General features: G+C 57.1%; 25 protein-coding genes and 1 pseudogene. 10 read left to right on the top strand and 16 right to left on the bottom strand.

All coding sequences use genetic code 11. The features are described from left to right. The 9 genes from RMR24_RS05825 to RMR24_RS05785 all read right to left on the bottom strand — a co-directional run. A partial coding sequence (locus tag RMR24_RS05825) for a GTP-binding protein (RefSeq protein ID WP_310614141.1) occupies positions 1-194 on the bottom strand: 194 nt, incomplete at its 3' end. Positions 195-326: 132 nt separating this feature from the next. After that, positions 327-2,429, bottom strand: a complete 2,103-nt coding sequence (gene fusA / locus RMR24_RS05820; protein WP_310614140.1) for an elongation factor G — start codon at positions 2,427-2,429, stop codon at positions 327-329. A gap of 15 nt (positions 2,430-2,444) precedes the next feature. Next, positions 2,445-2,915, bottom strand: a complete 471-nt coding sequence (gene rpsG, locus RMR24_RS05815) for a 30S ribosomal protein S7 (RefSeq protein WP_310614139.1) — start codon at positions 2,913-2,915, stop codon at positions 2,445-2,447. Positions 2,916-3,063: 148 nt separating this feature from the next. Next, entirely contained in the window at positions 3,064-3,441 is a 378-nt protein-coding gene (gene rpsL / locus RMR24_RS05810) for a 30S ribosomal protein S12 (RefSeq protein ID WP_011466063.1), read from the bottom strand. Between the two features lie 128 nt (positions 3,442-3,569). Continuing rightward, positions 3,570-4,694 carry a D-alanyl-D-alanine carboxypeptidase family protein gene (locus tag RMR24_RS05805; RefSeq protein ID WP_310614142.1) on the bottom strand — a complete coding sequence of 375 codons (1,125 nt, stop codon included), beginning with the start codon at positions 4,692-4,694 and terminating at the stop codon, positions 3,570-3,572. Positions 4,695-4,773: 79 nt separating this feature from the next. Continuing rightward, the gene (locus RMR24_RS05800) at positions 4,774-5,397 is read right to left on the bottom strand and encodes an alpha/beta fold hydrolase (RefSeq protein WP_310614138.1); all 624 of its coding nucleotides are present in this window, start codon (positions 5,395-5,397) and stop codon (positions 4,774-4,776) included. Positions 5,398-5,400: 3 nt separating this feature from the next. After that, complete coding sequence (locus RMR24_RS05795) at positions 5,401-5,736, bottom strand: (2Fe-2S) ferredoxin domain-containing protein (RefSeq protein WP_310614137.1); 336 nt, start codon at positions 5,734-5,736, stop codon at positions 5,401-5,403. A 9-nt stretch (positions 5,737-5,745) separates the two neighbouring features. After that, complete coding sequence (locus tag RMR24_RS05790; protein WP_310614136.1) at positions 5,746-6,843, bottom strand: VanZ family protein; 1,098 nt, start codon at positions 6,841-6,843, stop codon at positions 5,746-5,748. Between the two features lie 15 nt (positions 6,844-6,858). Continuing rightward, positions 6,859-7,290 (bottom strand): CopD family protein, encoded by a 432-nt coding sequence (locus RMR24_RS05785; RefSeq protein ID WP_310614135.1) that lies wholly within the window; start codon positions 7,288-7,290, stop codon positions 6,859-6,861. Between the two features lie 211 nt (positions 7,291-7,501). On the opposite strand from RMR24_RS05785, the gene hemB reads away from it, so the two are divergent. After that, positions 7,502-8,512, top strand: coding sequence for a porphobilinogen synthase (hemB, locus tag RMR24_RS05780; RefSeq protein ID WP_310614134.1), 1,011 nt, complete (start codon positions 7,502-7,504; stop codon positions 8,510-8,512). Continuing rightward, entirely contained in the window at positions 8,509-9,087 is a 579-nt protein-coding gene (locus tag RMR24_RS05775; RefSeq protein WP_310614133.1) for a hypothetical protein, read from the top strand. The genes hemB and RMR24_RS05775 overlap by 4 nt, the downstream gene beginning before the upstream one ends. A gap of 3 nt (positions 9,088-9,090) precedes the next feature. Here RMR24_RS05775 and RMR24_RS05770 read toward each other — a convergent pair whose 3' ends face one another. Next, entirely contained in the window at positions 9,091-9,774 is a 684-nt protein-coding gene (locus RMR24_RS05770) for a dienelactone hydrolase family protein (RefSeq protein ID WP_310614132.1), read from the bottom strand. A 111-nt stretch (positions 9,775-9,885) separates the two neighbouring features. Between RMR24_RS05770 and RMR24_RS05765 the strand changes: the two genes are divergently transcribed. Next, on the top strand, positions 9,886-10,632 hold the full coding sequence (locus RMR24_RS05765; protein WP_310614131.1) for an SDR family oxidoreductase: 747 nt from the start codon (positions 9,886-9,888) through the stop codon (positions 10,630-10,632). Positions 10,633-10,638: 6 nt separating this feature from the next. On the opposite strand, the gene RMR24_RS05760 is transcribed toward RMR24_RS05765, so the two are convergent. Further along, complete coding sequence (locus RMR24_RS05760) at positions 10,639-11,595, bottom strand: LysR family transcriptional regulator (protein ID WP_310614130.1); 957 nt, start codon at positions 11,593-11,595, stop codon at positions 10,639-10,641. Between the two features lie 106 nt (positions 11,596-11,701). Here RMR24_RS05760 and RMR24_RS05755 point away from each other — a divergent pair, with 106 nt between their 5' ends. From RMR24_RS05755 to RMR24_RS05745, 3 genes are all read left to right on the top strand, one after another. After that, positions 11,702-13,210: a CoA-acylating methylmalonate-semialdehyde dehydrogenase gene (locus tag RMR24_RS05755; protein WP_310614129.1), complete on the top strand. Its 1,509-nt coding sequence runs from the start codon at positions 11,702-11,704 to the stop codon at positions 13,208-13,210. A 226-nt stretch (positions 13,211-13,436) separates the two neighbouring features. Then, positions 13,437-15,158 carry a GMC family oxidoreductase N-terminal domain-containing protein gene (locus RMR24_RS05750; protein ID WP_310614128.1) on the top strand — a complete coding sequence of 574 codons (1,722 nt, stop codon included), beginning with the start codon at positions 13,437-13,439 and terminating at the stop codon, positions 15,156-15,158. A gap of 222 nt (positions 15,159-15,380) precedes the next feature. Beyond that, entirely contained in the window at positions 15,381-16,139 is a 759-nt protein-coding gene (locus RMR24_RS05745) for a TSUP family transporter (protein WP_310614127.1), read from the top strand. Between the two features lie 6 nt (positions 16,140-16,145). Here the strand turns inward: RMR24_RS05745 and mrdA are convergent, their stop codons facing one another. From mrdA to RMR24_RS05725, 4 genes are read right to left on the bottom strand one after another with little or no spacing between them, the layout of a single operon-like run. Then, on the bottom strand, positions 16,146-18,203 hold the full coding sequence (gene mrdA, locus RMR24_RS05740; protein ID WP_310614126.1) for a penicillin-binding protein 2: 2,058 nt from the start codon (positions 18,201-18,203) through the stop codon (positions 16,146-16,148). Next, a complete protein-coding gene (gene mreD, locus RMR24_RS05735; protein WP_310614125.1) occupies positions 18,200-18,730 on the bottom strand; it encodes a rod shape-determining protein MreD in 531 nt (176 codons plus the stop codon). Before mreD ends, mrdA begins: the two co-directional genes overlap by 4 nt. After that, a complete protein-coding gene (mreC, locus tag RMR24_RS05730) occupies positions 18,727-19,647 on the bottom strand; it encodes a rod shape-determining protein MreC (protein ID WP_310614124.1) in 921 nt (306 codons plus the stop codon). The genes mreD and mreC overlap by 4 nt, the downstream gene beginning before the upstream one ends. 4 nt (positions 19,648-19,651) lie before the next feature. Then, positions 19,652-20,695, bottom strand: a complete 1,044-nt coding sequence (locus RMR24_RS05725; protein ID WP_104796817.1) for a rod shape-determining protein — start codon at positions 20,693-20,695, stop codon at positions 19,652-19,654. A 91-nt stretch (positions 20,696-20,786) separates the two neighbouring features. Here RMR24_RS05725 and gatC point away from each other — a divergent pair, with 91 nt between their 5' ends. From gatC to gatB, 3 genes are read left to right on the top strand one after another with little or no spacing between them, the layout of a single operon-like run. After that, positions 20,787-21,092 (top strand): Asp-tRNA(Asn)/Glu-tRNA(Gln) amidotransferase subunit GatC, encoded by a 306-nt coding sequence (gatC, locus tag RMR24_RS05720; protein ID WP_310614123.1) that lies wholly within the window; start codon positions 20,787-20,789, stop codon positions 21,090-21,092. Positions 21,093-21,102: 10 nt separating this feature from the next. Next, complete coding sequence (gene gatA / locus RMR24_RS05715) at positions 21,103-22,575, top strand: Asp-tRNA(Asn)/Glu-tRNA(Gln) amidotransferase subunit GatA (protein WP_310614122.1); 1,473 nt, start codon at positions 21,103-21,105, stop codon at positions 22,573-22,575. Between the two features lies 1 nt (position 22,576). Then, positions 22,577-24,034 (top strand): Asp-tRNA(Asn)/Glu-tRNA(Gln) amidotransferase subunit GatB, encoded by a 1,458-nt coding sequence (gene gatB, locus RMR24_RS05710; protein ID WP_310614121.1) that lies wholly within the window; start codon positions 22,577-22,579, stop codon positions 24,032-24,034. On the opposite strand, the gene pyrE is transcribed toward gatB, so the two are convergent. Beyond that, positions 24,031-24,729 (bottom strand): orotate phosphoribosyltransferase, encoded by a 699-nt coding sequence (gene pyrE, locus RMR24_RS05705; protein ID WP_310614120.1) that lies wholly within the window; start codon positions 24,727-24,729, stop codon positions 24,031-24,033. The two genes, gatB and pyrE, sit on opposite strands and share 4 nt — an antisense overlap. A gap of 11 nt (positions 24,730-24,740) precedes the next feature. Between pyrE and RMR24_RS05700 the strand changes: the two are divergent. Then, positions 24,741-24,857 (top strand): annotated as a pseudogene (locus RMR24_RS05700) (exodeoxyribonuclease III); the annotation flags it as partial.

Genomic DNA, 24,857 nt, shown 5'->3' with positions numbered 1-24,857 from the left:
GTGTTGATCGTGATACCGCGAGCTTTTTCTTCTGGAGCCGCGTCAATTTGGTCGTAAGCCTTAGCTTCGCCGCCAAACTTCAAAGACAGGATCGTGGTGATCGCTGCGGTCAAAGTTGTTTTGCCGTGGTCGACGTGACCAATGGTGCCCACGTTCACGTGCGGCTTGGTACGTTCAAATTTTCCTTTTGCCATTTCTTTTCTCCAAAGAGCAGTACCCGTGTACAGGTTTTATGTTTGCACGATGCTGCTGATTCGCCCCGCACGGGTAACAGGGCGGCGCATCGTCGCAGACAGGGGCCGCTTGACGCAGCCCCATGGGGTTTTTTATTTTGCGCGAGCAGCCACGATGGCTTCTGCAACGTTACGAGGAGCTTCAGCGTAGTGCTTGAATTCCATCGTGTAAGTTGCACGGCCTTGCGACATCGAACGCAGTGTGGTTGAGTAGCCGAACATTTCAGACAATGGCACTTCAGCTTTAATTGCTTTACCACCACCGACCATGTCGTCCATACCCTGCACCATGCCGCGACGTGAGGACAAGTCGCCCATCACGCTACCAGCGTAGTCTTCAGGTGTCTCAACTTCAACAGCCATCATGGGCTCCAGAATGACTGGTTGAGCTTTGCGGCAACCTTCTTTGAAACCAAAGATGGCTGCCATCTTGAAGGCCATTTCGTTCGAGTCCACATCGTGGTACGAACCGAAGTGCAAGGTCACTTTGACGTCAACGACTGGGTAACCAGCCAACACGCCTTGGCCCAAAGCTTCGATCACGCCTTTTTCCACCGCAGGGATGTATTCGCGAGGAACCACACCACCTTTGATAGCGTCAACGAACTCGAAACCCTTGCCAGCTTCTTGAGGCTCAACCTTCAAAACCACGTGACCGTATTGACCCTTACCACCGGATTGACGAACGAATTTGCCTTCGGCTTCTTCGACAGTCTTACGGATGGTTTCGCGGTAAGCCACTTGAGGCTTGCCCACGTTGGCTTCAACACCGAACTCGCGCTTCATGCGGTCGACAATAATTTCCAAGTGCAATTCGCCCTGGCCACCAATGATGGTCTGGCCCGACTCTTCGTCGGTTTGCACGCGGAATGAAGGATCTTCTGCAGCCAAACGAGACAAAGCCATGCCCATTTTTTCTTGGTCAGCTTTGGTCTTTGGCTCAACAGCTTGGCGAATCACGGAGTCAGGGAACACCATGCGCTCCAAGGTGATCACGGCTGCTGGATCGCACAAGGTTTCGCCTGTGGTCACGTCTTTCAAACCCACGCAAGCAGCGATGTCGCCCGCACGGATTTCATCAACTTCTTCACGGTTGTTCGCGTGCATTTGCACGATACGACCAATACGTTCTTTCTTGCCGCGCACAGGGTTGTACACGGTGTCGCCCTTTTTCAGAACGCCAGAATAAACGCGCACGAAAGTCAACTGACCCACAAATGGATCGGTCATCAACTTAAATGCCAAGGCAGAGAATTTTTCGTTGTCATCCGCTTTACGGATGACTTCTTTTTCGTCTTCGTCAAAGCCCTTGATGGCTTTCACGTCTAACGGAGAAGGCATCAATTCAAGCACTGCATCCAACATACGTTGAACGCCTTTGTTCTTGAACGCTGTACCGCACAACATGGGTTGAATTTCGCTGTTGATGGTACGCACACGCAGGCCATGTGTGATTTCTTCTTCAGTCAAGTCGCCTTCTTCAAGGTACTTGTTCATCAACTCTTCAGAGGCTTCAGCCGCAGCTTCCACCATCTTCTCGCGCCACTCTTTGGCCAACTCCACCAAGTTGGCTGGGATTTCTTCAAAAGTGAACTTCATACCTTGAGACGCTTCGTCCCAAATGATGGCTTTCATTTTGCGAAGGTCAACCACGCCGGTGAAGTTGTCTTCAGCGCCGATTGGGATCACGATTGGCACAGGATTGGCCTTCAAGCGCAACTTCATCTGGTCCACGACCTTGAAGAAGTTGGCACCTGTACGGTCCATCTTGTTCACAAAGGCCAAACGTGGCACTTTGTACTTGTTAGCTTGACGCCACACAGTTTCAGACTGGGGTTGCACGCCACCCACAGCACAGTAAACCATGCAAGCACCATCGAGCACGCGCATGGAACGCTCAACTTCAATGGTGAAGTCAACGTGGCCAGGGGTGTCAATGATGTTGATGCGGTGATCAGCGAAAGAGCCATCCATGCCCTTCCAGAAACAAGTGGTGGCAGCAGAAGTGATCGTGATGCCACGCTCTTGCTCTTGCTCCATCCAGTCCATGGTGGCGGCGCCATCATGCACTTCACCGATCTTGTGGTTCACACCGGTATAAAAAAGAATACGCTCTGTCGTGGTGGTTTTACCAGCGTCAATGTGCGCTGAAATACCAATGTTGCGATAGCGCTCAATGGGGGTATTGCGAGCCATTTTTTACCTTTGAATTTAGAAGCGGAAGTGGCTGAATGCCTTGTTGGCTTCGGCCATGCGGTGAACTTCGTCACGCTTTTTCATGGCACCGCCACGGCCTTCGGAGGCTTCCAACAATTCGTTGGCCAAGCGCAAAGCCATGGACTTCTCACCGCGCTTACGGGCAGCTTCTTTCAACCAACGCATGGACAAAGCCAAGCGACGAACTGGACGGACTTCAACGGGCACCTGGTAGTTGGCACCACCCACGCGGCGGGATTTAACTTCCACCATGGGCTTGACGTTGTTGATGGCCACATTGAACAACTCGAGCGGATCTTTGCCCGATTTTTGTTCGATTTGTTGCAAGGCACCATAAATGATGCGCTCAGCAACAGCTTTCTTGCCGCCTTCCATGATCACGTTCATGAATTTAGACAGCTCAACATTGCCGTACTTTGGATCCGGCAAGATTTCACGTTTAGGGACTTCGCGACGACGTGGCATATTTCACCTCTTATTTGCTTCAGTTGGCATCTTGTTCAGACACCGCAAAAACCATTTTGGTTTTCACTTACTCGACCCACAGCGGGTCACTACGCTGATTCACCGCGCCACGCGGGAAACAGCACCTGTTTGATCAAAAGATCAGTGCTTACTTAGCCTTAGGCTTTTTAGCGCCGTACTTAGAACGCGATTGCTTACGGTCTTTGACGCCTTGCAAATCGAGCGAACCGCGCACGATGTGGTAACGCACACCTGGCAAGTCTTTGACACGACCGCCGCGCACGAGCACAACGCTATGTTCTTGCAAGTTGTGGCCTTCACCGCCGATGTACGAAATAACTTCGAAACCGTTGGTCAAGCGAACTTTGGCAACTTTACGCAGCGCAGAGTTAGGCTTCTTAGGCGTCGTGGTGTACACGCGGGTGCACACGCCACGGCGTTGTGGAGAGTTTTGCATCGCAGGGCTTTTGGACTTGATCGTTTCGACCTCGCGCCCCTGACGCACCAATTGATTGATGGTTGGCATTGTTTGTAACGTCCCTAAACGTTGAAATAAAAAGAAAACGTGAATCCCTTCGGAATTTCCGAAAAGCCTTCTAGTGTATCAGCATCGCCAATGCCAAGCAAACCTAGGCCGAAATGCCTAAATAGGACTTACTTCACCCACAAACGCACAGCGTCCCAGGCCCGGCCCATGACGCCGGCTTGCTCAACGGTCTCGAGCACCAGCAAAGGCACATCGACCAGCGGCTTTTGGTCCAAAGTGACCTTCAAAGCCCCAACCACTTGACCGCGGTTGAGCGGGGCCACTAAAGGCTCTGGACGGGCCACTTGGGTTTGGATGCGTCCGGCAGCACCTGCGGGCACCGCCACCACGATGGGCGAGAAGCGGCCGAGTTTGACTTGGTTGCCACGACCTTTCCAGACATTGGGCGTGACCACCGCTTGGTTGGCGTCAAACAACTTGATGGCGTCAAACGCGCTGTAGCCCCAATTCAACAGCTTTTGCGTTTCGGTGGCACGGGCGTTCTCACTGGACGCACCCAACACGATGGACAGCAATCGGCGCTGACCCACCCCTGGCGCATCGCGCTTGGCGGTGGCGATCAAACAAAAACCAGCCGCGTCGGTGTGGCCAGTTTTAAGGCCGTCGACGCTGGGGTCGCGGAACAACAACAAATTACGGTTGGTTTCGTTCGCGGCCGGCGTGCCGGGGTAACGGTATTTTTTGATGGCGTAGTAGCCCACGTAATCAGGAAAATCTTGCATCAAGCGACTGGCCAAGATGCTCAGATCACGCGCGGTGGTGGTGTGGCCGGGCTCGGTCAAGCCTTCTGGATTTTTGTAACCGGTGGACTTCATGCCCAACACTTTGGCTTGGGCATTCATCATTTGCACAAAGTGCTCTACCGTGCCCCCCACGCCTTCGGCCAGAGCCATGGTGGCGTCGTTACCTGACTGAACAATCATGCCTTTGATGAGGTCTTCGACTGGCACCTTCATCTTGGGGTCGATGAACATGCGAGAACCTGGCATCTTCCAAGCGCGCTCGCTGACGCCAAACGTTTGTTGCAGGCTGATTTTTTTGGCCTTGAGCGCGTCAAACACGATGTAGGCGGTCATGAGCTTGGTCAACGAAGCTGGCTCAATCGACTTGTCTGCATCCAACTCAGCCAACGTTTGTTGCGCCGTCAAATCCACCAATAAATAGGCGCGTGCGGCAATTTCAGGCGGCTGCGGCACTTGGGCCTGCGCCTGAAACACGCCAATCAAGCCCATCAAGAAGCCGATGAATGTGGTGCGCAGGAATCGTGTCATGGCGATCTTCAAATGAAAAAGAAGTCAAAGAACTAAGGGGTTAGCCCTTCAAATGGCGCACCACTAAATTCTTGAGAAGCGGCAATTGTCCATGAAAGAAATGACCGCCACCTGGCACCACCGTCACGGGCAGGCTTTGCGGGCGTGCCCAGTCCATCACCGAAGCCAGTGACACGGTGTCGTCTTGCTCGCCATGCACCACCAAGGTCTTGTCGTGCAACTCTGGCGCCACAGCTGCCACAGTGAAGCGTTGCGCCGCTGTGCCCACAAAGGCCACTTTTTCAATCGCACGTTGCGCATGCAACTCAGCCAAGGCATGGCTGGCCACAAACGAACCAAACGAGAAGCCAGCAATGGCCAATGGGCCGCTGGGTGCGACTTGCGCCACCACACTCAAAAAGTCGCGCGCCTCGCCTGCGCCTGCATCGTGCTCACCAGCCGAAGCACCCACGCCGCGAAAGTTAAAGCGCACCACCGTCCAGCCGCATTGCACAAAAGCACGTGCGAGCGTTTGCACCACTTTGTTGTCCATCGTGCCGCCAAACAGCGGGTGGGGGTGCGCCACGATCGCCACGCCGCGCGAAGCACCTTCGGGCTCGTCGCGCAAAGCTTCGATGACGCCCGCTTCGCCGTGCAGCGTGATCTTTTGGGTTTGCGAATTCATGACTCAGCGCCCCACATTGGCGGGCACCACCAAGCGCTCCACCACTTGGCCGTTTTTCAAATGGCTTTCAACAATCTCGTTCACGTCGTCCTTGTCCATCACCGTGTACCAGACGCCTTCAGGATAGACCACCGCCACGGGGCCACCTGCGCAACGGTCTAGGCAGCCCGCTTTGTTGACACGTACGCCGCCCACGCCTGCGAGGCCCGCTGCTTTGACTTGGGCTTTGCAGTGGTCAAACGTTGCTTGGGCACCGTGATTGGCACAGCAGTCTTGACCGTTGTCACGCTGGTTCAGGCAGAAAAAAATATGGTGTTTGTAGTACGAGGTTTGTGTCATGGCTTGATTTTAGTTTTGTGTGCTGCGCTCACGCGACAAGCGCACCAGCGCCAGCATCAACACGGCATAGGGCCAAAGCCAGCCCACCCATTGCACAAGTCCGTGAAATCGAATGAAGCGGCCCTGCTCCCACGTCTGCAAGGTTTGTGCGAAATAGGCACTCTCAGGGGATTGATTGAGAACACTTTGCTGCACCAAGAGGGCCAATAACAAAAACGTCCACGCCGTGCGGGCCGACAGCGGCAAAAACACCAAGGCCACCACGCAACCAAACACCAAGCCCAGTACCACTGGTAAATTCAACCAAGTCCATGCATGCATCGGACCGTAGCTCAGCGCCGCAGACAACGCGCTCATGCCCAGGGCCATGCCCAGCACAGCCAAGACATACAAAAACCGTTGCCCTGCTTGGCGAATCACGCCAAAGCCCAGCAGACAGGGCACGAGCAAACCCAGCATCACGCATAGCAGCTCAGCACCTGGCAGCAGAGGCTCTAGCTCAAACGCACGCAGGGGAATCCAGTCTTCAAACGGCGTCGCGTCAAAGGCACTGGTCAGCGCGTCTTCCACGCGCTCCCAGACTTGACCCAGCCCCAAGGGCACAGCGACTGGAAACAACAGCGCCGCTGGCCACACGGCCATCAACACCAAGGCCATGTAAGCGTCGCGCACAAACCAACGCGCACGAAACTGGCTCCAGCGGCGTAGCAGTCCCAAATGCTCCAGCGAATTGGCCAGCACCGCGCCAATGAAGGCACCCAAGGTGTTGAGCAAAAAGTCAGGCAATGACGGCACGCGTGCCGGTAAATAGCTTTGCAACCCTTCCATGGTCAGCGACAACAACGCCGCCGCCAAAGTCGGCAGCAACACCGCTCGGGTTTGCCAGCCCATGCGCATGGCGCTCAGGGTCAAAAAAAAGCCCAGCGGCGCATAGCCCAGCACATTGGCCACCACATCGAAACCTAGCCAATACTGAGGCCAAGGCGCAGTTAAAAATGACCACGTCCAAATGCCTTGGTCACGCCAATGGTCAAACGGATACAGGCTGGCGTAGACAACGAGCGCCACGCATATTTGCGAGAGAGGCCAAGCGGAGGTTTTGCGCATGGGCCAAGGCGTGTTTTAAAAAGGCTTGACCACCACCAAGATCACAGCGATGGTCAACAAGACCACGGGAATCTCGTTGAACCAGCGAAACCACACATGGCCGCGTGTGTTGGCGCGCGCTTCAAATTTACGCAACATACGGCCGCAAACGTGGTGATAGCCAAGCGCCAGCAACACGATGGTCAGCTTGGCATGCATCCAGCCGTTGCCGCCCCCCACTAAGCCGATGCCGTAGTAGAGCCACAACACCAAACCCAAGGCCATGGCGGGCAGCATCAGCAGCGTGGTGAAGCGCATCAACTTGCGCGCCATCAGTAGCAAACGCGCCTCTTCGGCTTCGGAGCCGGGCGTCACCATCGCCAGGTTCACAAAAATTCGAGGCAAGTAAAACAGGCCCGCAAACCAGCTGGCCACGAAGATGATGTGAAATGATTTGATAAATAGCATGCAGCCAGTTTAGCCGCGCTCAAAAAAAGCCCGACACAAGGTCGGGCTAAGTCGCCACTTGCGGTCAAGCAGGTGACGCCCGCTTAGGGAGGAACAGCGGGGAGCAGCAAGCCGCCCGAAAGCAATCTAACAAGTCACCCAAGCACCATCAATGGGGGTAACACCGCATATTTCGCACAGGTGACACCCACAAACAGGCACAATTTCATCCATGCAACACCCATTCGCCCCCTTCCCCGCCAACCGCCCTCGCCGTTTGCGCCGTGACGACTTCACCCGCCGCTTGGTGCGCGAAAACACCCTGAGCGTGAACAATTTGATTTACCCCGTCTTCGTGCTGGAAGGCGAAAAGCGCCGCGAGGCCGTGGGCTCGATGCCGGGCGTGGACCGCGTGAGCTTGGATTTGCTGCTGCCCGTGGCAGAGCAATGCGTGAAACTAGGCATCCCCGTCATGGCCTTGTTCCCCGTGATCAGCGGCCACCTCAAAACGCCAGATGGCATGGAAGCCACCAATCCAGACGGCCTGGTGCCGCATGTGGTGCGCGAATTAAAAAAGCGCTTTCCAGAGCTGGGCATCATGACTGATGTAGCCCTCGACCCCTTTACCAGCCACGGCCAAGACGGCTTGCTGGATGACACTGGCTACATTCTGAATGATGAAACCACCACCATGCTGGTCAAACAAGCGATGACCCAAGCCGATGCTGGCGTCGACATCGTGGCCCCCAGCGACATGATGGATGGACGCATTGGTGCGATTCGCCAAGCGCTCGAAGCAAAGGGCCACATTCATACCCGCATCATGGCCTACAGCGCCAAATACGCCAGCGCGTTTTACGGTCCCTTCCGCGATGCCGTGGGTTCTGCCGCCAATTTGGGTAAAAGCGACAAAAAGGTCTACCAAATGGACCCAGGCAACACCGATGAAGCCTTGCGCGAAGTCGCCTTAGACATCGCCGAAGGTGCAGACATGGTGATGGTCAAACCCGGCATGCCCTACCTCGATGTGGTGCGCCGCGTGAAAGACGAATTCAAAGTCCCCACCTTCGCCTACCAAGTCAGCGGCGAATACGCCATGCTCAAGGCCGCCGCTCAAAACGGCTGGCTCGAGCACGACGCGGTGATGATGGAAAGTCTGCTGGCCTTCAAGCGCGCAGGCGCAGATGGGGTGCTGACCTACTTCGCCATCGACGCCGCTAAAAAACTGAACGGTTTGTCATGATTCAACTGCCCGAAGTTCGCTGGTCACACATTGCCACCGCAGTGACTTCGGGTATTTTGTTTAGCTTGTCATTTCGGCTGAACCAATACTTTGACGCGCAGTTTGTTTACGCGGCAGGCATCAGCTTGTTGTTCTTACCTGCCGGCGTGAAATTATTGGCAGTGTTAGTCGGGCGCATGCCTGCCATCGTAGGCTTGCTGGTGGTGGGCATTTACTTAGGCGCTGGCATTTGGCCTGACAAGTCGATGGCGTCCATCGTCTACTTCGCCTTCGTGAGTTTGATGACCTACCCCATGGCGGCCTTTGGCTTGATGCGCTTGCTGCACATCCGCCCGGACCTCAGCAATCTGCGCTATCACCACATCGTGCTGCTGTCACTGGCGGCCAGCATGCTCAACGGCATCGTGCATAACCTGCTGTACATCACTCAAGGCGTCACCACTAGTGAAGAGCTTTGGCAAAAAAGCGCCGCGATGGCGTTGGGTGACTTCATGGGGTGCTTTGTGGTGGTGGCCTTGTTTCATGCCACCACAACGGTGCTGGGCAGAACGCGCAACCACACATCGATCAAATAACGCTTAGCCGACGTGCTTGGCAAAGAAAGCCAAAGTGCGGTGCAAAGCCATCTTAGCTGACGCCTCTTGATAAGCGCCGCGGTGGTCGCAATTAAACCCGTGGTCGGCTGGGTACAAATGCACCTCCACCTCAGGATGTGCGTGCTTGAACTTTTCAACGGTGTCCAAAGGAATCCAATGGTCTTGCTCGGCGTAGTGGGCCAGCACGGGGCAGTGAGGATGACGGGCCATTTCTTCGTCTGTGGTTGAACCACCGCCGTAGTAAGGCACAGCGGCGCTCAAGCCGGTCACCATGGCTGCGGCACGCCAAGTCAGCAAGCCGCCCCAGCAGTAGCCCACGATGCCCACTTTGCCGCCACTGGTTTTGGCCGCGTAATCGACCGCTGCTTGGATGTCGGCCATCACGCCCGGAACGGGCAGGGACTCAACTGCTGTTTTCAGCACCATGCCGGCTTGCATGTCGTCGGGCGTGTAGCCCAACTCCACGCCGTGTTTGGCGCGATGGAACGTGGCGGGAGCCACAGCCAAATAGCCTTGCGCTGCATAGCCATCGGCCACTTCGCGGATGTGCGCATTGACGCCAAAAATCTCTTGCAACACAACGATGGCACCTTTGGGTGTGCCTTTGGGGTGGGCCACATAAGCGGGCAATTCAAAGCCATCGGCGGCGTGGAGTCGAACGGTCATATCAAATCTCTTTCTCTAAGTATTGAGTGCGAATGTCCGTCAGGTTACTCTGGTTTGATGAACATCGATGTATGGTGTTTGCTATCTGCAAACAATTTTCTGGAGACACACATGAAGCCAATTCTCTTAATCACTGGCGCAAGCCGCGGCATTGGTGCGGCCACAGCTTTGCTGGCTGCCCAACAAGGGTGGGCCGTGGCGGTGAACTATGCCAGCAACGCATCCGCGGCTGAAACCGTCGTGGAAAAGATACAAGCCGCAGGCGGCACAGCCATTTCGGTACAAGCGGATGTGGGGGACGAAGCGCAAATCATGCGGATGTTCGCTGAGGTGGACGCCAAATTAGGCCGCATTTCAGGGCTCGTCAACAGCGCAGGCGTGGTCGACGTGACCGCCAAAGTCGAATCGCAAAGCTGGGAACGCTGGGAACGCATGATGCGCATCAACGTGTTGGGCTCGATGGCCTGTGCACGTGAAGCCGTTCGCCGCATGAGCACTGCGCATGGTGGCTCTGGCGGCAGCATTGTGAACGTGTCTAGCGCGGCCACACGACTGGGTGGTGCTGGCCAGTATGTGGACTACGCCGCAGCCAAGGGGGCCATCGATGCCTTCACCATTGGCTTGGCACGAGAAGTGGCGGCCGAGGGCATTCGCGTCAATGCCGTGCGGCCTGGGCTCATCGACACCGAAATCCACGCCTCAGGTGGCTTGCCTAATCGGGCGCGCGACTTGGCGCATTTGATACCGCTCCAACGTGCCGGAACAGCCGAGGAAGTGGCGCAAGCCATCGTGTGGCTGCTCAGCGATGCCGCGAGTTACACCACCATGAGCTTGATGGACATTTCTGGCGGACGCTGATCGCCACTAGCTTTCAACCGCGAAACCACGTGCCAACGCAAAGCGCAAATAGTCCACAAACGCCGTCACCGCACGTGGCACATGGGGCGAATAAGGGCGAATGGCATACAGCTGTTCGGCAAACGCACTCACGGGCTGCCAGTCGGGCAGCACCTGCACCAGCTTGCCTTGCTGCAACGACGCTTGTGCGCTGAAGTCTGGTAGCAGTGCGATGCCTAGCCCCGTCAACGCGGCCTCACGCAAAGCTTCACTGTTGTTGGCAGCCAACTGTCCTGTGACGGGCACGGTGATGCTTTCTTGATTCGCTTTTTCTTTGGCTTTGGGCAACACACGCTGCAGTGTCCACGTGGGCGTATCTTGCGCGCGGAGGTAGTGCAGACAGTTGTGCGCCTGCAAATCTGCTGGCGTTTGCGGCGTCCCCGCACGACGCAAATAGGCTTTGCTGGCCACCAACACCGAGTGCGTGCTGCACAAGGTCCACGCCACATGCGTGTCGGGCGGTCGTGCCGTGTGGCGAATGGCCAAGTCATAACCTTCCGTGGCCAAGGTGCTGAGACGGTCTGACATGTCCAGTTCTAAGCGAACGTCTGGGTATTCGCGCAAAAAGTCAGCCAAACGTGGCGCCAGTTGCTGACGCGCAAAGGCCACAGGCGCTGTCACACGTAAGAGGCCACTGGGCACGCCCGCCAAGTCGCGCACTTGCGCAAAACTGTGTTCGATTTGGTCAAACGACGCGCGGGTGTCGTCCACCAGCCGCTGGCCTGCCTCGGTCAAGCGCACGCTGCGCGTGGTGCGCTGCACCAAGGGCACGCGGGCGGCTCGTTCGAGTTCGGCTATGCGCTGGCTCATGGCCGCTTTACTCACGCCCAAACGTGCAGCTGCCGCAGTGAAGCTGCCCTGCTGCGCCAGCACACTCAGCCAATGCAGGTGGTGCCAAAGCTCGCTGATTTTTTGCTCATTCATAGCTTGATTGTTCACCATTTTGAACAATCAATTCAATTTTTCGCACTTGTTTGATACCCAAGCTCTACCTACACTGCCCTATCTTTTTTATAAACCGAGACACACCATGACACATCACATCGCGCATTACATCAACGGTGCCGTTGCCAACGGCAGCAGCACCCGCACACAGCCCGTCTACAACCCAGCCACGGGCGCCGTCACCGGCAACGTGAGCTTGGCCAATGTGGCCGATGTCAACGCCGCTGTCGCTGCTGCACAAAAAGCTTTCCCAGCTTGGGCCGACACCCCGCCCCTGCGCCGCGCACGTGTGATGTTCAAGTTCTTGGAATTGATCAATGCCAACAAAGACAAGTTGGCCCACATGATCACGGCCGAACACGGCAAAGTGTTCACCGACGCCCAAGGCGAAGTGAGCCGTGGCATCGACATCGTCGAGTTCGCCACCGGCATTCCTCAGTTGCTCAAGGGTGACTTCACTGAGCAAGTGTCCACCGGCATCGACAACTGGACCATGCGCCAACCCCTCGGGGTGGTGGCTGGCATCACCCCCTTCAACTTCCCCGTCATGGTGCCCGCTTGGATGTTCCCCGTGGCCATCGCCGCCGGCAACACCTTCATCTTGAAGCCTAGCCCGATTGACCCAACGCCCGCACTGTTCATGGCTGAATTGCTCAAGCAAGCAGGCTTGCCAGACGGCGTGTTCAACGTGGTGCAAGGCGACAAAGAAGCCGTCGACGCGTTGTTGGTCCACCCCGATGTGAAGGCTGTGAGCTTTGTGGGCTCCACACCCATTGCCAACTACATTTATGAGACTGGCGCCCACCACGGCAAGCGCGTGCAAGCCCTGGGCGGCGCGAAGAACCACATGGTCGTCATGCCCGATGCCGACATCGACCAAGCCGTCGACGCCTTGATTGGCGCCGCCTACGGTTCAGCCGGTGAGCGTTGCATGGCCATCAGCGTGGCTGTGTTGGTGGGCGATGTGGCTGACCGCTTGATGCCCAAACTCATTGAGCGTACAAAAGCCTTGAAAGTGCTCAACGGTGAAAACCTAGCTGCCGAGATGGGCCCCATCGTGACCGACATTGCGCACAAGCGCATCACCGGCTACATCGAGCAAGGCGTCAAAGAAGGCGCACGCTTGTTGGTCGACGGCCGCAACTTTGACGCGTCAACGGCGGGCGAAGGCTGCAAGGACGGTTTCTGGATGGGCGGCACTTTGTTTGACAACGTCACCCCCGACATGCGCATCTACAAAGAAGAAATCTTCGGCCCAGTGTTGAGCTGCATGCGCGTGGCCGACTTCGCACAAGCCGTGGACCTGATCAACGCCCACGAGTTTGGCAACGGCGTGAGCTGCTTCACCCGCGACGGCAACGTGGCGCGCGAATTTTCACGCCGCATCCAGGTGGGCATGGTCGGCATCAACGTGCCAATCCCTGTGCCCATGGCCTGGCACGGTTTTGGTGGCTGGAAGAAAAGCTTGTTCGGCGACATGCACGCCTACGGCGAAGAAGGTGTGCGTTTCTACACCAAGCAAAAGAGCGTCATGCAGCGTTGGCCTGAGAGCATTGGCAAGGGCGCTGAGTTTGTGATGCCCACGTCTAAGTAACTTCTCTTAGTTTGGGGTAGGCGCTGTTGCGTGTGCAGCGGCAGCTTGGGGCAACATGTTTTGCTTCTCGTCTGCTGCGCAGCAGACGAGGAGCAAAACACACTGCCCCAGCCAGCCCCTTCGCTCACAACTACAACTACAACTACAACTACAACTACAACTACAACAAACGCAAACAAGCAAGCTACCATCCCTGCACACAACAACAAAGAGTTGAGACATCTGCATGAGTGACACCCAGTTTGACTACATCATCGTCGGCGCAGGCACAGCCGGCTGCTTGCTGGCCAACCGCCTGAGCGCCAACGCCAGCAAACGCGTGCTGCTCATCGAAGCCGGCCGCAAAGACGATTACCACTGGATTCACATCCCCGTGGGCTACTTGCACTGCATTGGTAACCCACGCACAGACTGGCTCTACAACACCGCCCCCGATGCAGGCCTTAACGGCCGCAGCTTGCGATACCCACGTGGCAAAGTGCTAGGCGGCTGCTCAAGCATCAACGGCATGATTTACATGCGCGGTCAAGCACGTGACTACGACCAATGGGCCGACATCACAGGCGACGCTCGCTGGCGCTGGGACAACGCTCTGCCGTATTTCAAATTGCACGAAGACCACCATGCGGGCGCTAATGCCTCGCACGGCGCCAAAGGGCACAAAAGCGACGTGCTACTGGCCGACACCACGGTGTACGGCGAAACCTTGCGCCACCACATTGCTGGCGGCGAATGGCGCGTGGAGAAGCAACGCTTGCGTTGGGACGTGCTGGATGCATTTGCCCAAGCAGCCGTGCAAGCGGGTATTCCAGCCACCGACGATTTCAACCGTGGCAGCAACGAAGGCGTGGGCTACTTTGAAGTGAACCAAAAAAGCGGCTGGCGCTGGAACACGGCCAAGGCATTTATTCGCCCCGCTTGCTACGCACGCCCCAACTTTGAGTTGTGGTCTTCTGCGCAAGTCTCCAAGCTGGTCATGAGCACCGATGCCGATGGCACGCAACGCTGCACGGGTGCAGAGGTGTGGACTGGCCAAGAGCACATCACTGTGACAGCCAAACAATCGGTGGTGCTGTGCGCGGGTGCCATTGGCACACCACAAATTTTGCAACTGTCGGGCTTAGGCCCCGCCGACTTGCTGAAACAGCACGGCATTGAACCCGTCATCGACCTGCCAGGCGTGGGCGCCAATCTGCAAGACCATTTGCAAATTCGCTCGGTCTTCAAAGTGCAAGGCGTGGACACGCTCAACACCTTGGCCAGCAGCTGGTGGGGCAAAGCCAAAATTGGCTTGGAATACGCCTTCAAGCGCAGCGGCCCCATGAGCATGGCGCCTTCGCAGCTGGGCGCGTTCACCCGCAGCAGCCCAGACCAGCCCTACCCCAACATTGAGTACCACGTGCAACCACTCAGCTTGGATGCCTTTGGTGAGCCGCTGCACAGCTTCAACGCGTTCACTGCCAGCGTGTGTAACTTGAACCCGACCAGCCGAGGCACGGTCAACATCACCAGCGCGAATTTTGCAGATGCACCCAAGATTGCCCCTAACTACCTGAGCACCGAAGCTGACCGCAAAGTGGCGGCTGATTCGCTGCGCGTGACACGCCGCATCGCCGCCCAACCTGCATTGGCCAAATACAAACCCGAGGAATTCAAACCCGGCGTGCAATACCAAACCGACGAAGACTTGGCGCGCTTAGCGGGCGATATTGCCACCACCATCTTCCACCCCGTGGGCACGGCGCGCATGGGCCGCATAGACGACGCGATGGCCGTGGTCGACCCCGAGTTGCGCGTGCGCGATGGTCGCGGCGGCGTGGTGCGCGGACTGCGCGTGGTTGACGCAAGCGTGATGCCCACCATCACTAGTGGCAACACGAACAGCCCTACGTTGATGATGGCTGAAAAAGCTGCACAGTGGCTGGCCCACGCGGCAGAACAGGCCTGACGCGAAACGTCTAGGGTTTTTCCTCAAGGGAATGTCCTAGGCAAACCGCACTTGGGCGCGGCTTACAGTGCTCTCACTCGATGCAGCGGCAGCGCTGTATCACGAGGGTCTGAGGAGACAAATACAACAGACGCTTCTTAAGGGGCGTCACCCAAAAAAGGCACCGGTCACCCCGGTGCCTTTTGCTTTTTTAGTCCCGATTTTTCAGACCACAATTCCCGCATGGAACTTTTCTTCACCACCTTTGCCTCCGCCTTGGCAGGCTTTGTGGACTCGATTGTGGGCGGCGGTGGCCTGATCTTGCTGCCGGCCTTGTTTGCGGCTTATCCCAACACCACGCCCGCCACTTTGTTTGGCACCAACAAAAGTGCATCCATGTGGGGCACGGCCTTTGCCACTTGGCAATACAGCCGCCGCATCCATGTGAGTTGGTCTGCCTTGCTACCTGCAGCCATCACCACCATGCTGGCCTCATTTGCTGGTGCATGGCTGGTCACGCTTGTGTCGGCTGAGTTTTTAAGGCGCTTGCTGCCCATCGTTTTGCTGGTGGTGCTGTTCTACACCCTGATGCGCAAAGACATGGGCCGCCACCATGCGCCGCGGTTTCATGGCCGTGCCGAGTTGCTGGCCACCAGCGCCATTGGCTTGACGATTGGTTTTTACGACGGTTTTTTTGGTCCGGGCACGGGTAGCTTTTTTGTGTTTTTGCTGGTGCGTTGGCTGGGCTACGACTTTCTCAATGCCTCAGTGGCAGCCAAGCTGCTAAACCTAGCCAGCAATATTGCCGCGCTGGTGTTGTTCACCTACAAGGGTCATGTGTGGTGGCACATGGCCTTGCCATTGGCCATGGCCAATGTGGCGGGTAGCTTGCTGGGCACGCGAATGGCTTTGCAACATGGCGCAGGCTTTGTGCGCGGCATGTTCATCGTGGTGGTGAGTGCGCTGATTTGCAAAACCAGCTACGACGCGTTCTTGCGCTGAAGATGTTTAGCGTGCGCCGCTTGCCGCAGGCTTTTGAGCCACAGCAGCACTAGATGCAGACGTCGCCTTAGCTGTCGCCGAAGCCGCCACGATCGGCTCTTCTACTGCCAGCTCCGCCGCTTTCGGAGGCCACGGCACGCTGGCCACGGCGCGTGGTTTGCCAATCGGGCGAGTGGCTTGGCCTTTTTGTACGGCATCAATGTCTTCTTGCGAGGGGTATTGGCCCATGATGACAAAGTCAAACACGCGGCGTGCAATGGGTGCAGCATTTTGCGCACCAAAGCCTGCGTTCTCAACCACCATGGCCAAAGCCACTTTGGGGTCGTCGGCGGGTGCAAACGCCACAAACAAAGCGTGGTCGCGCATGCGTTCGTCGATCGTTGAGGCGTTGTACTTTTCGTTTTGCTTCACCGTGAACACCTGTGCCGTGCCGGTCTTGCCAGCGCTCACATAGGGTGCACCGACAAAACTGGTGGCCGATGTGCCCTCGATGTTCACGCCCACCATGCCTTTTTTGATGATTTCCAAATTTTCAGCCAACAGTTGCAACTGGCCCACGGGCTCTTTGGCCACGGGGGTGGACACCTTGGTTTCCACGTCCACCACCTCCCGCACCAAGTGCGGTTTCATCTTCAAACCGTTGTTGGCCACCGTACCCATGGCATGCGCAATTTGCAGCATGGTGAAGCTGTTGTAGCCCTGGCCAATGCCCAGCGAAATCGTTTCGCCTGCGTACCAGCGCTGCTGCTCTGGCTTTTTGTAAGTGGTGCGCTTCCATTCGGTCGATGGCAGCACGCCGCGCGACTCACCCAAGATGTCGATGCCCGTGATTTGTCCAAAACCCAAAGGCTTCATTTGGTCGTGCATCAAGTCCACGCCCATGTCACGCGCCAGCAAGTAATAGTAGGTATCGCACGACTCGACAATGGATTTGTACATGTCCACCGTGCCATGCCCGCCCTCTTTGTCGTCGCGGAAACGGTGGTTACCAAACATGAAAAAGCCAGGGTCGGAGATGAGCGCTTTTTCTGTGCGCTTGCCCGTTTGCAAGGCCGCCAACGCCATGAACGGTTTGTAGGTAGAGCCCGGTGGGTAGGTGCCACGCAAGGCACGGTTGAGCAAGGGCTTGTCTATGGACTCGTTCAACGCAGCCCAGTTTTCAGAATCAATGCCGTCTACAAACAAGTTGGGGTCAAACGTGGGCTTACTCACAAAGGCCAGCACCTCGCCCGTCTTGGGGTCGAGCGCCACCAACGCGCCGCGGCGTTTGCCGTATAGATCTTCGACCAGCTTTTGCAGCTTGATGTCAATCGACAACACCACACTGTTGCCGGGAATGGCTTGGCTGCTGTTGAGACGGCGCACCGCGCGGCCGCCCGCCGAGGTTTCCATCTCTTGCACGCCAGTGGTGCCGTGCAATTGTTTTTCGTAACTTTGTTCGACGCCGAGTTTGCCGATGTAGTCCGTGCCACGGTAATTGCCCGCGTCTTCTGACTCTTCAATCTTGCCTTTTTCCGCTGGGTTGATACGCCCGATGTAGCCAATCACATGGCTGGCCATCTGCCCGTAGGGATAGTTGCGAAACAAACGCGCACGAATTTCAACGCCCGGAAACCGATAGCGCTGCGCCGCAAAACGCGCCACTTCTTCGTCGGTCAAACGGTTGCGAATCGGTACCGATTCAAAACTTTTCGATTCGCCCAGTTGCTTTTTGAAGCGGCGTTTGTCACGCGCTTGAATGTCGATCACGCCAGACAGCTGCTCGATCACTTCTTCCAGCGGCACCACCACTTTGGAAGCGGTAATTTCAAGCGTGTAGGCAGAGTAGTTGGTGGCCAACACAATGCCGTTACGGTCCATGATGACGCCCCGGTTGGGCACGATGGGCACGATGGCGGTGCGGTTGCTCTCGGCTTGGGCATTGAGCTCGGCATAGCGCACCACTTGCAAGTAAAACAAGCGCAGCGACAGCAAACCAAACAACACCAAAATCGCGGCCGTGACCACCACCATGCGCGACCTGAAGCGTCGCAGGTCGGACTCGATGTCGCGAATCACACTCATAGGGGACGGTTCAAGTCAGGGTTGGGTGCGCGGCGTTGTGGTGCCAGCAAGAACACACTGACCACGGGCCACAACACGGCCTCAAGCAGCGGTGCCAAAAGAATCATCCAACCTGGAAACAAAGCCCCAGACATCATGCGCACCGTCAGCTCTAAAGCGTGTGCCACCAAGAACAAAGGCAACACTTGCATGGCCTGCGAAGGCACCGTGAACCACAACAAACGGCGGTGGACCATGATGGCCATGAAACTCAAGGCGGTGTAGCTCATCGCGTGCTGGCCCAACAAGGCCGACTGATGCACATCCGAGGCCACGCCCAAAAAGAAAGCCACACCAATGCCCACCAAACGGGGCTGGTGCACGCACCAAAACGCCAACACCAACGCCAAGAAATCAGGCATCCAAGCGGCGTTGCCCACCAGGCTGATATTGGCCACCATGTTGGCAAACAAGGCCGTGATCAAAGTGAACAAGACAAACAAAGGATTGGCTGGCAACAACAGCTGCTGGCCGCGCGGCATGATCATCGGCGACCTCCTTTTTGCGAGGCCACAGGCGCTTGCTTTTCAATGTGAGGACGGGGCGGCAATTGGTCGCTCAAAGGCTCCAACACCATCACATGGCGTGCACCCTGCACGCGGCCCACAGGCTCACACAAGATGCGCGCAAACGCGGTTTCGGCACGGCGTTCTACCTTGCTCACCTTGCCCACCAACACGCCCGGTGGGTAAATGCCGTCCACGCCGCTGGTTGACAAGATATCGCCCACTTCAATGTCAGCGTTGGTCGCCATGAAGCGCAGCTCTAGCAAAGGTGCGCCGCCTGCTTCGCCGTAGGCCACGCCACGCGCACCGGTGCGGGTGTTGAGCACGGGAATGGAGTGCTCACGGTCGGTCACCAAGGTCACCTCGCTGACCAAGGGCAAGACATGGGTCACTTGGCCCAAGATGCCATGCTCGTCCATCACCGGCGAGCTGGCTTTGATGCCATCCATCAAGCCTTTGTTGATGATGAGTTTGCGGGTGTAGGGATCGGCGGCGTCGTACAACACTTCGGCGGTAATGCCTTTGGACTCGAGTCGCTTGCTCAAGCTGAGCAGCTCGCGCAGTTGTTTGTTTTCCAGCGCCAGCTGCTCCACTTGGCCCGAGCGACGCGCTTGCACCAGCAGCTGTTCACGCGCGTCACGCTCCGAGGCTTGGGCCACATCGCGGGCCTGCATGTATTCACCAGAATATTCAGCCAACACCTGCGGGCGCATGGCCAGCCACTGCACTGGATACAGCGCCACAGACAAAGTGGCACGCAAAGGCTGGGTCACGCCAAACCGCGCGTCGGCCACCATCAACAACACCGACAAGGCACTGAAGAAAAGTAATTTGGAGACGGCGGACGGGCCTTGCTTGAAGAAGGCCGGAGGGGAGCGGTCGAGGGTGCCCAGTGGCACTGAGTTATTCGCTCGTGAAGATGGAGCCCAAACGCTCCATGCGCTCAAGGGCCAAGCCGCAACCACGCACCACACAGGTCAGTGGGTCTTCGGCCACCAAGACCGGCAAGCCAGTTTCTTCGGCCAACAAGCGGTCAAGGTCGCGCAACAACGCGCCACCACCGGTGAGCATCATGCCGCGCTCGGCAATGTCTGCGCCCAACTCGGGAGGCGTTTGCTCCAAGGCGTTTTTCACGGCGGAGACGATGTTGTTGAGCGGGTCGGTCAAGGCTTCCAAAATTTCATTCGACGAAATCGTGAAAGAACGTGGCACGCCTTCTGACAGGTTGCGGCCTTTGACTTCCATTTCCTTGACTTCAGAGCCAGGGAATGCAGAACCGATTTGTTTCTTGATGGCTTCAGCGGTTGGCTCGCCGATCAACATGCCGTAGTTGCGACGGATGTAGTTGATGATGGCTTCGTCAAACTTATCGCCACCCACGCGCACGCTGCCTTTGTAGACCATGCCACCCAAGGAGATGACGCCCACTTCGGTGGTACCACCGCCAATGTCGACCACCATGGATCCAGACGCTTCAGACACAGGCAAACCTGCACCGATGGCCGCTGCCATGGGTTCTTCAATGAGGTACACCTCTGAGGCGCCAGCGCCCAAAGCAGATTCGCGAATCGCGCGACGCTCGACTTGGGTTGAGCCGCAAGGCACGCAAATGATGATGCGTGGGCTGGGCTTCAACACCGAGCGTGGGTGCACCATCTTGATGAACTGCTTGAGCATTTGCTCGGTCACGGTGAAGTCAGCAATCACGCCGTCTTTCATGGGACGAATGGCTTCGATGTTGCCGGGCACTTTGCCCAACATGGCCTTGGCTTCGTGGCCAACGGCTTGAATTGTTTTCTTGCCTTGTGGGCCGCCTTCGTGGCGAATGGACACAACTGAGGGCTCGTCCAACACGATGCCTTTGTCGCGCACATAAATCAGGGTGTTGGCGGTACCCAAGTCAATCGCCAAATCGGTGGAGAAATACCGACGAAAAGATCCAAACATGTCTGTCCTCAAAGCTTGCCCGCGGGCGCGGACACAAAGGCGAGATAATACCGCATCGCCCGTAAACCGCGGGTTTTTCCCTCATATATGTATGTCCCTGAATGACCAAGACATCAGCCGCATCGCCAACCTGGCCCGGCTAGAGCTACAACCTGACGAACAGGCGCGAATGCTCAGCAAAATTAATGACTTTTTCGACATCGTCGCGCAAATCAGCGCCGTCGACACCACGGGCGTGTTGCCCATGGCCCATCCCGTGGACGCCATGCAAGGCGCACACATTGAGCTGCGCCTACGCCCCGACGTGGCCAGCGAACCCAACCAACGCGACTTGAACCAACGCAGCGCCCCCGCCGTGGAGCGTGGTTTGTTCTTGGTTCCCAAAGTGATTGAGTAAGGCCCAAACCATGACCCAATCTGCGACCCAATTGCACAACATGACCGTGGCCCAACTGGCCGAAACGCTGCAAACCAAGCAAGCCAGCGCTGTCGAAGTGGCCACGGCCTTTTTGGCCCGTACAGGCGGCAACCCACACAACGCGTTTTTAGACATCGACAGCGAAGTCACGCTGGCCCAAGCCCAAGCCAGCGATGCACGCATTGCCGCTGGCACAGCAGGCGCTTTGGAAGGCGTGCCGATTGCACACAAAGACGTGTTTGTGACCCGCGATTTCGCCACCACTGCAGGCTCCAAAATTTTGAGCGGTTACCGCTCACCGTTTGACGCCACCGTGGTGCAAAAACTCAACACGGCTGGCATGGTGTCCTTGGGCAAAGTCAACTGCGACGAGTTCGCCATGGGCTCTGCCAACGAAAACTCAGCCTACGGCGCGGTCACCAACCCTTGGGACACCTCGCGCGTTCCCGGCGGCTCGTCAGGCGGCAGCGCTGCCGCAGTGGCCGCACGTTTGGCGCCTGCTGCAACCGGCACGGACACGGGCGGGTCCATCCGCCAACCCGCCAGCTTTTGCGGCATCACCGGCATCAAGCCAACCTATGGCCGCGCCTCGCGCTTTGGGCTGATTGCCTACGCCTCCAGCCTCGACCAAGCCGGCCCCATGGCCCGCACGGCCGAAGACTGCGCGTTGTTGCTGTCTGCGATGTGTGGCTCTGACCTTGACCGTGATTCCACTTCACTCGACGTGCCTGCTGAGAACTTCTCTGCCAAGCTGGACGACAGCTTGGCTGGCCTGCGCATTGGCATCCCTAAAGAATTTTTTGGCGAAGGCCTCGCATCTGACGTGCGCACCGCGATTGACGCCGCGCTCAAAACCTTGGAAGCCCAAGGTGCCAAGCTCGTGCCCATCACGCTGCCCCGCACCGAACTGGCCATTCCTGTGTACTACATCATTGCCCCCGCCGAAGCCAGCTCGAACCTGAGCCGCTTTGATGGCGTGAAGTTTGGCCACCGCGCCAAAGACTACACCGATCTCGTGAGCATGTACAAAAAGACCCGCGCCGAAGGCTTTGGCGAAGAGGTCAAACGCCGCATCATGACCGGCGCGTATGTGCTCAGCCACGGCTACTACGACGCGTACTACCTGCAAGCCCAAAAAATTCGCCGCATGATTGCGGACGACTTTCAACGCGCGTTTGCCGAGTGCGATGTGATTGCCGGCCCCGTCGCCCCCACCGTCGCGTGGAAACTGGGCAACAACGCCAGCGACCCGTTGGCCGACTACTTGGCCGATATCTTCACCCTGCCCGCTTCATTGGCTGGTTTGCCCGGCATGAGCGTGCCTGTGGGCTTTGGTGCCGACCATATGCCTGTAGGACTGCAACTCATCGGCAACTATTTGCAAGAAGCGCGTTTGCTCAACGTCGCGCACCAGTACCAACTGGCCACTGACCATCACCTCCAAAAACCGGAGGGCATCTGACATGACTGCACCCAAATTAGTCCAAGGCTACGAAGTCGTCATCGGCTTCGAGACACACGCCCAGCTTTCCACCAAGAGCAAAATTTTCAGCCGTGCCTCAGTGGCGTTTGGCGCCGAGCCCAACACGCAAGCTTGCGCGGTGGACATGGCCCTGCCTGGCACATTGCCCGTGATGAACATCGGCGCGGTCGAACGCGCCATTGAGTTTGGCTTGGGCGTCAACGCGCACATTGCCGAGCGCAGCATCTTTGCGCGCAAAAACTATTTCTACCCCGACCTGCCCAAGGGCTACCAAATCAGCCAGTTTGAAATTCCGGTGGTTCAAGGCGGCGAGGTGTCGTTCTTCTTAGAAGTTGGCAAAGAGACCGTGCACAAAACCGTGCGCTTAGAACGTGCCCACCTTGAAGAAGATGCAGGTAAATCCCTGCACGAAGATTTCATTGGCCAGAGCGGCATCGACCTCAACCGCGCAGGCACACCGTTGCTCGAAATCGTCACACAGCCCGACATGCGCAGCAGCGAAGAAGCCGTGGCCTACGCCAAAGAACTGCACAAAATCGTCACGTGGATTGGCATCTGCGACGGCAACATGCAAGAAGGCTCGTTCCGTTGCGATGCCAACGTGTCGGTGCGCAAGCCTGGTGCCCCCTTGGGCACACGCCGCGAAATCAAAAACCTGAACAGCTTCAAGTTCATGCAGCAAGCCATCGACTATGAAGTGCGTTGGCAAATCGACCAAATCGAAGACGGCCACGCCATCCAGCAAGCCACCGTTTTGTTTGACCCCGACACCGGCGAAACGCGTGCCATGCGCACCAAAGAAGACGCTGCCGATTACCGCTATTTCCCCGACCCAGACCTGCCACCGTTGGTGATTGGTCGCGATTGGGTGGCGCGCGTGAAAAGCGAAATGGCCGAGCTGCCACGCGTCATGGCTGAACGCTTTGTCAAAGACTACGCACTTCCCGAATACGACGCCACGCAGCTGACGCAAAGCAAAGCGGCGGCGGCTTACTTTGAAGCCACGGCCAAAGCCTGCGGACAACCCAAACTGGCCAGCAACTGGATCATGGGCGAGGTGTCGCGCCGCTTAAACAGCGGCGAAGTGACGTTTGACAACATTCCCGTGAGTGCCGCACAGCTCGGCGCGTTGATCACTCGCATCACCGACAACACCATCAGCAACAACGCGGCACGACAAGTGTTTGACGCGCTGTGGTCTGAAGGTGGCGATGTCGATGCACTGATCGAAGCCAAAGGCCTCAAACAAATCAACGACACCGGAGCGCTAGAAGCGATCATCGACGAAGTGCTGGCCGCTAACCCCAAGAACGTGGAAGAGTTCAAGGCCGGCAACACCAAAGCCTTGAACGGTTTGGTCGGCCCCATCATGAAAGCCAGCAAGGGCAAGGCCAACCCTGCCCAAGTCAACGAACTGTTGATGAAAAAGCTGAGTTAGTTGACGCCATAACGTTCGCGGTACGCCTGCGTGCGTACCAAATGCTCGCCCATCGCATTGCTGGGCTGCGCATTCAAGTAGGTGAGCAAATCACTCAGCTCGGCAATCGCGCACACTTGCAAGCCCACTTGCTCGCGCACGTATTGCACGGCGCTGTAGGGCACGTCTTTAGTCGAGCCATCGGCTTGTTTTTCGGTGGCCATTTCTTGGCGATCCAATGCAATTGCCACGGCGTGCGGCGTGGCACCTGCGGCTTTGATAAGGGCAATGGATTCACGAGCTGCCGTGCCCGCACTCATCACATCGTCCACGATCAACACGCGACCTTTGAGTGGCGCGCCCACCAAGCTGCCGCCTTCGCCGTGGTCTTTGGCTTCTTTGCGGTTGTAGGCAAAGGGCACGTTGCGCCCCAAGCGGGCCAACTCAATCGACACCGCAGCACCCAAAGGAATGCCTTTGTAAGCGGGGCCAAAAATCATGTCGAACTCGATGCCGCTTTGCACCAAGCGCTGTGCGTAAAAGCTGGCGAGTTTGCCTAGCTTGGCACCATCGTCAAACAAACCGGCGTTGAAAAAGTAAGGGCTCATGCGGCCCGCTTTGGTTTTGAACTCCCCAAATTTCAGGACGCCACAATCCAGCGAAAATTGCACAAATTCTTGTGCCAACGCATCGTTGGCAGCCACACTCTGACTCATGGGGAAATTCCTTGTTCAAACTAACCAGCCTCAACCTCAACGGCATTCGTTCGGCCGCCCGCAAGGGCGTGGAAGCTTGGCTCGAAAAAGCCAGCCCTGATTGTATTTGCGTCCAAGAAATCAAAGCC

This window comes from Limnohabitans sp., from assembly GCF_031539105.1.
Classification (GTDB): Bacteria; Pseudomonadota; Gammaproteobacteria; order Burkholderiales; family Burkholderiaceae_C; genus Limnohabitans.
This window is presented reverse-complemented; position numbering and strand designations above follow the sequence as displayed.

Bases quoted from the DNA above. Each gene is read 5' to 3' on its own strand.
- RMR24_RS05770 (WP_310614132.1), bottom strand. From the start codon at position 9,774: ATGACCGTTCGACTCCACGCCGCCGATGGCTTTGAATTGCCCGCTTAT.
- rpsL (WP_011466063.1), bottom strand. From the start codon at position 3,441: ATGCCAACCATCAATCAATTGGTGCGTCAGGGGCGCGAGGTCGAAACG.
- RMR24_RS05805 (WP_310614142.1), bottom strand. From the start codon at position 4,694: ATGGGCTTGATTGGCGTGTTTCAGGCGCAGGCCCAAGTGCCGCAGCCG.
- mrdA (WP_310614126.1), bottom strand. From the start codon at position 18,203: ATGAGTGTGATTCGCGACATCGAGTCCGACCTGCGACGCTTCAGGTCG.
- gatA (WP_310614122.1), top strand. From the start codon at position 21,103: ATGACCCAATCTGCGACCCAATTGCACAACATGACCGTGGCCCAACTG.
- RMR24_RS05795 (WP_310614137.1), bottom strand. From the start codon at position 5,736: ATGACACAAACCTCGTACTACAAACACCATATTTTTTTCTGCCTGAAC.
- RMR24_RS05750 (WP_310614128.1), top strand. From the start codon at position 13,437: ATGAGTGACACCCAGTTTGACTACATCATCGTCGGCGCAGGCACAGCC.
- gatB (WP_310614121.1), top strand. From the start codon at position 22,577: ATGACTGCACCCAAATTAGTCCAAGGCTACGAAGTCGTCATCGGCTTC.
- RMR24_RS05760 (WP_310614130.1), bottom strand. From the start codon at position 11,595: ATGAATGAGCAAAAAATCAGCGAGCTTTGGCACCACCTGCATTGGCTG.
- RMR24_RS05800 (WP_310614138.1), bottom strand. From the start codon at position 5,397: ATGAATTCGCAAACCCAAAAGATCACGCTGCACGGCGAAGCGGGCGTC.
- RMR24_RS05755 (WP_310614129.1), top strand. From the start codon at position 11,702: ATGACACATCACATCGCGCATTACATCAACGGTGCCGTTGCCAACGGC.
- rpsG (WP_310614139.1), bottom strand. From the start codon at position 2,915: ATGCCACGTCGTCGCGAAGTCCCTAAACGTGAAATCTTGCCGGATCCA.
- RMR24_RS05725 (WP_104796817.1), bottom strand. From the start codon at position 20,695: ATGTTTGGATCTTTTCGTCGGTATTTCTCCACCGATTTGGCGATTGAC.
- RMR24_RS05790 (WP_310614136.1), bottom strand. From the start codon at position 6,843: ATGCGCAAAACCTCCGCTTGGCCTCTCTCGCAAATATGCGTGGCGCTC.
- pyrE (WP_310614120.1), bottom strand. From the start codon at position 24,729: ATGAGTCAGAGTGTGGCTGCCAACGATGCGTTGGCACAAGAATTTGTG.
- RMR24_RS05765 (WP_310614131.1), top strand. From the start codon at position 9,886: ATGAAGCCAATTCTCTTAATCACTGGCGCAAGCCGCGGCATTGGTGCG.
- fusA (WP_310614140.1), bottom strand. From the start codon at position 2,429: ATGGCTCGCAATACCCCCATTGAGCGCTATCGCAACATTGGTATTTCA.
- RMR24_RS05775 (WP_310614133.1), top strand. From the start codon at position 8,509: ATGATTCAACTGCCCGAAGTTCGCTGGTCACACATTGCCACCGCAGTG.
- gatC (WP_310614123.1), top strand. From the start codon at position 20,787: ATGTCCCTGAATGACCAAGACATCAGCCGCATCGCCAACCTGGCCCGG.
- mreD (WP_310614125.1), bottom strand. From the start codon at position 18,730: ATGATCATGCCGCGCGGCCAGCAGCTGTTGTTGCCAGCCAATCCTTTG.
- hemB (WP_310614134.1), top strand. From the start codon at position 7,502: ATGCAACACCCATTCGCCCCCTTCCCCGCCAACCGCCCTCGCCGTTTG.
- RMR24_RS05785 (WP_310614135.1), bottom strand. From the start codon at position 7,290: ATGCTATTTATCAAATCATTTCACATCATCTTCGTGGCCAGCTGGTTT.
- RMR24_RS05745 (WP_310614127.1), top strand. From the start codon at position 15,381: ATGGAACTTTTCTTCACCACCTTTGCCTCCGCCTTGGCAGGCTTTGTG.